The sequence below is a fragment of the Nocardiopsis sp. SBT366 genome (genome assembly GCF_001083815.1).
Taxonomy (GTDB): domain Bacteria; phylum Actinomycetota; class Actinomycetes; order Streptosporangiales; family Streptosporangiaceae; genus Nocardiopsis; species Nocardiopsis prasina.
Genome location: NZ_LAVM01000136.1, coordinates 1 through 7,753, shown reverse-complemented (window position 1 = coordinate 7,753; position 7,753 = coordinate 1). Strand labels below are relative to the sequence as shown.

The window sequence follows — 7,753 nt, the reverse complement described above, 5'->3', positions numbered from 1 at the left end:
CCCAGGACCCGGCCGCCCCCGATGACCCCGCGGACCCGGCCGACCCGGAACCCGAACCGGCACCGCTGCCCGTGCCCTCGGTGCCCGCCGACGTCCCGGCCGCGCCGGAGCCTTCGCCCGGGACCCCGCCGCAGCCGGAGGCCCCGGAGGACACCCCGCCCGCGGTGGAGCCAGAGGAACCGGAGGAGCCCGGACCGGAGTTCGCGGCGGGCATCGACCCCGTCGGCGCCCTGGTGCCGGGCAGCGACGGGATCATGGTCCTGGACGTGCTCAACGTGGGCGCGGCAACCGCCGGTGACGTGGTCGCCGCCATCACCCTGCCGCCCGGGGTGGAGATGATCTCCTCCGGTGGCGCCGGGAACGCGGTCCCGATGGCCGTCGGGAACGGGGACTGGGGTTGCTCGACCGGCAGTGGCGGCGGCGAGTGCGTGCGCACCGGGATGGCGGAGGGGGAGAACAGCACCCAGTTCCTCGACGTCCGGGTGGCCGCCGACGCCGACGTGGACGTCCCCGCCAGCGTGGTGATCTCCTCGGGTGAGGTCAGATTCGAGGCGGTCGGCGAGCGAGGGGTGACCCCGGACGGGATCGCCGCCCGCTACGCCACCGCCGGGCAGGTACGCACCGAAACGGTCGGGAACGCCCTCCTGACCTGCGCCGAGCCGGACCCCCCGAAGGGCGGATGGCCCTGGCCCTGGTGGGGTTGGCCGGGAGGCGGCTCGTTGGAACTCCCGGACGAGGGCGCGGTGGTCCCGCCGGAGGAAGGTGTGGTCACACCACCCGACGACGCGGACCTCAGCCGCGCGCCCGCCGATGTCACCCCCGTCTCTCCCGGACTCGGCGGGGGAATCGGTGACCTCCTCGGAGAGGGCGGTGACCCGAGCGACGCCCCGGATGGGGCCGACGACGACACGGAGGGCGCACCCGAGGGACGGGACGAGCCCGAGGAAGAGTCCGGTGACGGCTCCCCGGAGGAGATCCCCGAGTCCCCGGACCCCGTCGAACCCCCTGAGGACGGGTACGCGGAGGAGGGGGAAGAGGAGGAGGCCCCCGGGGTCTGCGCCGACGCCCGCCAACGGATCGGCGACCGGCTCGACAACGACAACTGGGTGATGGCCCCGCTCGACCGCGACCAGGACCCCACCACCACCTCCTCCAGCTCCGCCACCTGGGACCTCCCCGAGGGCGGAACGGTGCGCTGGGCCGGACTGTACTTCTCGGCCGCGGGGGAGCCGGGCGCCCCCACCGCGCGGGTCAGGGGCCCCGGCATGGCCGCGTACACCACCGTCACCGCGACCGACACCCGTACCGCCGACCTGCCGGGCTACCGCGCCTACCAGGCCTTCGCCGACGTCACCGAGCTGGTCCGGTCGGGCGGGGGCGGCGAGTGGTGGGTCGGCGACGTCCCCGCACGCGAGGGCAGGGGCGTCCACGCCGGATGGAGTCTCGTGGTGGTCATGGAGGACCCGTCGGTGGAGGGCTACCACCAGGCGATGGTGCTGGACGAGACCACCGCGGTCTTCCAGGACGGCGAGGGGGCGCGCTTCCCGGTGTCCGGTCTGCTGCCGGAGTCGGTCCCGGCCCGGTTCGACGTGGTGGCCTGGGAGGGCGACGCGGACCTCGCCGGTGACCGGGTGACGGTGGGCGGGACCCCGGTCGCACCGACCAGCGGACACGGGAGCGTCGACAACGCCTTCGTGAGCTCCGCGCGCGGGGCGGTGGGCGATCCGATGACGTTCGGGACCGACGTGGTCCGATTCGACGCGGTACTCGGGCGCGAATCGGATATCCGAATCCCGTCCGGTCAGGACGCCGTGTTGGTGGGCGTCGTCGCCCTCACCGCGCCGATGCGCACCTGAGGCCGGTGGCCGGGATGCCCCTTGCGTGGCCCTTCCGGGCCTGGTGGGGCATCCGCAGGAGCGGGCGCGACCCCGAAGGGCCTCCTTTGCGTAGCAGGTTAGTAACTGTAAGTATTCGTCGATGGCACGCAAAACGAGACAGACTTGGCTAGGCTGTGCCCCGGTCATGGATATGGCCCCAGAGATCGACAGGGAAGGGGGCGGTGTCACGTGGACCGCTGCGCGTTGTTCGTCGACGCGGGATACCTTCTCGCCGACGGTGCGATGGCCGTGCACGGAACCCGTAACCGGGACTCCGTCGCCTGGGACTACTCCGGTCTCGTCCAGTTCCTCAACGAGGTGGCTCGGGACCGGACGGGGCTGCCGCTCCTGCGCTGCTACTGGTACGAGGCGGTCGCCGACGACCGGCGGGCCCAGGAACAGGACAGCATCGCCGACATCCCCGGCGTCAAGTTCCGGGCCGCCCGGATACGGCCGGGACGTCGTGAAGGCGTGGAGAGCTACGTCCAACGGGACCTCACCACCCTGGCCCGCACCGGTGTCCTTTCCGACGCGGTCCTGGTCAGCGGCGACGAGGACATGGCGCCCGTGGTCGCCGACGTCCAGGACATGGGTGTGCGCGTCACCGTCGTGCACATCTCGGTGGAGGGCAACTGGACCATCTCCCGAGCCCTGCGCCGGGAGAGCGACGACCTCATCGAGATCGGCGCCGGGCACCTGCGCCCCCACGTGAACCTCCTGTCCGGTGGCGGCTCCACACAGGAGACCGCCGCCAAGACGACCACCCCCTTCGCCAACGGCCGCGGCCGGTCCGCCCCCGAGTCGCCGCGCCAGCCCGAGACCCCGCAGCCGCGCCAGCCCGCGTCGTCGCCGACCAGCTCCAACCGGGGAGAGCCGGTCAACACCTCCACCGGCGGACTCGAGGCGATGTTCGCGGGCACCGGCGGACAGCCCGTGCCCCAGGGCAGCGCCATGGAGCAGCTGCGTGCGATGCGCCGCTCGATAGCGCAGCAGCGCGGCGTCGACCACCTGGCCGGGCCCGGCTCGGAGAGCCCCTCCTCCGGTGGCATCGACGCGAACGGCTTCCCCTCAGGCGGACAGGCCCCGCCCGGGGTGAACGGCAACGGTTCCTACCCCGGTGCCTCCGGGTCGCATCCCGCGCCCAACGTCCACGCGGCCCAGAACGGGCACGGCCCCAACGGCCAGGGCGGATATCCGCCCTCCGGCACTGGCGGGCACCCGTCCATGCGCGGGATGGAACAGGGCGGTTACGGCCTCCAGGGCAGACCGGTACAGGGGCAGCAGCCGGGGCAGCCGATGCCCGGCGCCCAGCCCGGATACACCAACGGGACCGGGCCGCAGCCGTCCTTCAACGGGACGGGACCCCAGCGGTCCTTCGACACGGGGACCGGTCCGCAGGCCTCGTTCGCCGACTTCCAGCAGGGGCCACCGCAGAGAAACTCACCTCCGCCCGGCCCGGACCTGAGGTTCGGTCCCGGTGACGAAGCAGGCTTCGGAGGTGGGGCGGACACAAACCCTACCTATGGGACCAGTACGGCAACTGACACCGCTCGCCGCGGTGGCGCCGCCCCCGGTTTCGGGGAACGGCGACCTACTGGTCCCGAGTACGACAGCCGGTTCGGTACGGCTGGATACCAGGAATCCAACCCTAGTCCTGGATATACCCAACAGACGGGCTCCGGCGCGCATACCGTTGATGACGCGGTGCATGTCGCGCACAAGGAAGGGAACGACTTCGCGGAGTCGATCGCTCGTGAGGCGCCCGCCCTGTGGGTGGAGGCTGTCCTGGCTCGTAGGCCGAGGATGCCCTCCGACCTGGAGGCGAGGCTGCTCCAGGGTTCCTCGCTCCCGATCGACCACCTGTTGCGCGACGAGGTCCGTGACGGACTGCGCCAGGGGTTCTGGCAGGCACTGGAGCGTGCCAGGCCCTGACCGGCGCGCGCGAGTGCGAGTAGGGGATGGGGGCGACGCGGTTGACCCAAGTGACGACGGCAGAACTCGACCGGTTGGAATTCCACGCCGTCCGGTCGGGTGAACACAGCCGGATCGCCGCCCAGCTGCTGGACCTGGCCAACCAGGTCGACGCGGGGAGCGAGGTGACCCGGGCGGAGCTGTTCGTACGCGCCGGCGAGCAGTGGGAGATCGCCCAGGAGTTCGAGCGCGCCTGCGCCGCCTACCAGCGGGCCATGGACGACGGCGGCCCGACCGTGGTCGACGCGCACGCGCTGAGCGCGGGGGCGCTGCTCCAACTGGACGAGCGCGACCTCGCCTACGAGCACCTGAAGCGGCTCGAGAAGGGGGTCCAGCCCGGACTCCAGACCCACATCCACGTGGCCGAGGTCCTCTACGCCCACGACGACCTGGAGGGCGCGGAGCGCTGGGCCACCTCGGGCGCGCGCTGGTTCGGCAACCGCAACCTGTCCCCCTACGCCCGGGACCTGTTCGACGAGCTCCTGCGCATTCGCTTCCGGATCCGGACCGACCTCGGCCTGGCAGAGGACGACCTGGACATGCTCCTGGACTTCTGACCGGCACACGCGGTCGCGGCCGGGCGCCCGTGCGTGCCCGACCCGGGGTACGGCGAGCCGTGCGGCCGCCGACGACACCCCCGGGAAGTGAGCTTTCTGACGCGCCCCCGACCCGGCCCCTGCCGGGGGCGTGATCGGCCGTCTCCGGACTCCCAGGGTCCGTTTCCCGCAGCCACACCGACCGGGTACGCCAGGTTCGGTCGTCGATCCCGGGTCGCGCGAACCCTTCTCCGGCGTATCCGCGCGGCCCTGTGGCCGATCTCCGGGAGTCGGGCGGACACGTGCGCCCCGCCGACGTTCTAGGCTGGGTCCCACCCCCCACGAAGGCCCTCGAACCCGGCCGGAGACGCCCTGTCACAGGGCGCCCGTGGGGCACTCATACCACGCTCCAGGCGTGTGTTCGACATCCGTCGAAGAATCCGAGAAATCCGCGACACGCCATCATCTTGCGGTGTTCCAAGGTGGCACCCCCTAGATGTAGTATCGGGACCCGTTGGTGGTTCACCGGGGTTCCCTCCCTGGTGAGCAGACGGGAACGACGACCGCCACGCGCGACGAGGCCCCACGGGGCCCCGGGAAGCGGAGGTTGAGTAGGTCACCCGCGGGTCCCAGGGCCCGCCATCAGCAACGCAGACGAGGGGGCTTCGAGGGGAGTCGCCGCGACCCGCCGGTCGCGGGTCCATCCGCATCCGGTGCGGTGGGCCGCCGGTGCGAGCCGCGCGTCTGCTACTCGTGAACCCCGTTCCCCGCCGGGACTCTTCTTTACCGAGGTTGGAGCCGCTGTATGACCCTTGACGTCGAGGCCGTGCCCGCATCCGTTCGGCCCGCGCCGACCAACGGAGGTGGCGCCCCCGCCGCCATCGACCGGATCGAGCACGTCGTAACCGAGGCCTGTGCGCGGCTCACCGGTGTTTCGGCGGCGAAGGTCCTCACCGAGGCGCGTCGGGGCTTCTTCCCCGGGATCGCGGACTCCGAGGTCGAGCTGGCCCTGGTCATGGCCGCCCGCAGCTACGTCGAGGTCGACCCGAACTACTCGTACGTGGCCGCCCGCCTGCTGCTCGACAAGCTCCGCACCGAGGCCCTCAGCTTCGTCAGCGGCGCCGCCGAGACCGCCACCCAGTCCGACATGGACGACCGCTACGCCAGCTACCTGGCCGCCTACGTCGGGCGCGGCATCGACCTCGGTCAGCTGGACCCGGCGCTGGCCCAGTTCGACCTGGAGCGCCTGGGCAAGGCCCTGCACGCCGACCGCGACGAGCAGTTCACCTTCCTCGGCCTCCAGACCCTGTACGACCGCTACTTCCTGCACAGCGACGACGTCCGCTACGAGCTCCCGCAGGCGTTCTTCATGCGCGTCGCGATGGGTCTGGCGCTCAACGAGGACGACCGCGAGGCCCGCGCCATCGAGTTCTACGAGCTGCTGAGCTCGTTCGACTTCATGGCCTCCACGCCCACGCTGTTCAACTCGGGCACGGTCCGCGCGCAGCTGTCGTCCTGCTTCCTCACCACGGTCGGCGACGACCTGCACGACATCTTCCACGGCATCAGCAACAACGCGATGCTGTCCAAGTACTCGGGCGGTCTGGGCAACGACTGGACCCCGGTCCGCGGCCTCGGCTCCCACATCAAGGGCACCAACGGCAAGAGCCAGGGCGTCGTCCCGTTCCTGAAGATCGCCAACGACACCGCGGTCGCGGTCAACCAGGGCGGCAAGCGCAAGGGCGCGGTCTGCGCCTACCTGGAGACCTGGCACATCGACATCGAGGAGTTCCTCGACCTTCGGAAGAACACCGGTGACGAGCGCCGCCGCACCCACGACATGAACACCGCGAACTGGGTTCCGGACCTGTTCATGAAGCGCGTGGAGGAGCAGGGCACCTGGACCCTGTTCTCCCCGGACGAGGTCCCCGACCTGCACGACAAGTACGGCCAGGACTTCGTCGAGGCCTACGAGAAGTACGAGGCCGAGGCCGAGGCCGGCCGCATCAAGGTCTCCAAGAAGATGCCCGCCGTGGACCTGTGGCGCCGCATGCTCACCATGCTGTTCGAGACCGGCCACCCGTGGATCACCTTCAAGGACCCGTCGAACCTGCGTTCGCCGCAGCAGCACAACGGCGTGGTGCACTCCTCCAACCTGTGCACCGAGATCACGCTGAACACCAGCAAGGACGAGGTCGCGGTCTGCAACCTCGGCTCGGTGAACCTGCCGCAGCACGTGGGCCCGAACGGCATGGACGTCGAGCGTCTGCGCCGCACCGTCCGCACCGCCGTGCGCATGCTCGACAACGTCATCGACGTGAACTTCTACACGATCCCCGAGGCGCGCCGCGCGAACATGCGCCACCGCCCGGTCGGCCTGGGCCTCATGGGCTTCCAGGACGCGCTGTTCAAGATCCGCACGCCGTTCGCCTCCGAGGGAGCGGTGACCTTCGCGGACGAGAGCATGGAGCTGATCAGCTACTACGCCATCGAGGCGTCCATGGAGCTGGCCAAGGAGCGCGGCGCGTACGAGAGCTTCGACGGCTCGCTGTGGAGCAAGGGCGTCCTGCCCATCGACTCCCTGCGCCTGCTCGCCGACTCCCGTGGCGGCGACCTCGACATGGACCGTGGCGAGACCCTGGACTGGGACTCCCTGCGTGAGCGCGTGAAGACCACCGGGATGCGCAACTCCAACGTCATGGCGATCGCGCCCACCGCGACCATCGCCAACATCACCGGCGTCAGCCAGTCGATCGAGCCGGTCTACCGGAACCTGTTCGTCAAGTCGAACATGTCCGGTGACTTCACCGTCGTCAACGACTACCTGGTCCGCGACCTCAAGGAGCGCGGTCTCTGGGACGAGGACATGGTGTCGGCGCTCAAGATGCACGACGGCAGCCTCGGCGACATCGACCGCGTGCCGGACGACCTCAAGGCCCTGTACGCCACGGCGTTCGAGGTCGACCCCAACTGGCTGGTGGACGCCGGTTCGCGCCGCCAGAAGTGGATCGACCAGGCCCAGTCGCTCAACCTGTACATGGGCGCCCCCAGCGGCAGGAAGCTGGACGCCCTGTACCGCCGCGCCTGGCGCTCCGGTCTCAAGACCACCTACTACCTGCGTTCGCAGAGCGCCACCCACGTGGAGAAGAGCACGCTCAAGGGCACGGACGGCCGTCTCAACGCGGTCGCCTCCACCCCGGCCGCCCCCGTGGCGGCCCCGGCTCCCAGCCCCGTCGAGAGCCCGGCTCCCAGCCCGGCCCCGGTGGCCGAGCCGGTGGCGCCCGAGCCCGAGGACGAGTTCGAGATCGTCGACGGCCAGGCGTGCGGCATCGAGGACCCCGAGTGCGAGGCCTGCCAGTAGCGAGGGAC

General features: G+C 70.9%; 3 protein-coding genes and 1 pseudogene. All 4 read left to right on the top strand.

The genetic code is table 11. From position 1 onward, the window contains the following. Nucleotides 1–1,856: pseudogene (locus ADX84_RS26485) on the top strand (RNA polymerase subunit sigma-24); the annotation flags it as partial. 210 nt (nucleotides 1,857–2,066) lie between these two features. Beyond that, complete coding sequence (locus ADX84_RS24500; protein ID WP_049579729.1) at nucleotides 2,067–3,809, top strand: NYN domain-containing protein; 1,743 nt, start codon at nucleotides 2,067–2,069, stop codon at nucleotides 3,807–3,809. 26 nt (nucleotides 3,810–3,835) lie between these two features. Next, the gene (locus ADX84_RS24495; RefSeq protein WP_049579726.1) at nucleotides 3,836–4,405 is read left to right on the top strand and encodes a hypothetical protein; all 570 of its coding nucleotides are present in this window, start codon (nucleotides 3,836–3,838) and stop codon (nucleotides 4,403–4,405) included. 784 nt (nucleotides 4,406–5,189) lie between these two features. Next, the gene (locus tag ADX84_RS24490) at nucleotides 5,190–7,745 is read left to right on the top strand and encodes a ribonucleoside-diphosphate reductase subunit alpha (RefSeq protein ID WP_049579724.1); all 2,556 of its coding nucleotides are present in this window, start codon (nucleotides 5,190–5,192) and stop codon (nucleotides 7,743–7,745) included. Nucleotides 7,746–7,753 lie beyond the last annotated feature (8 nt).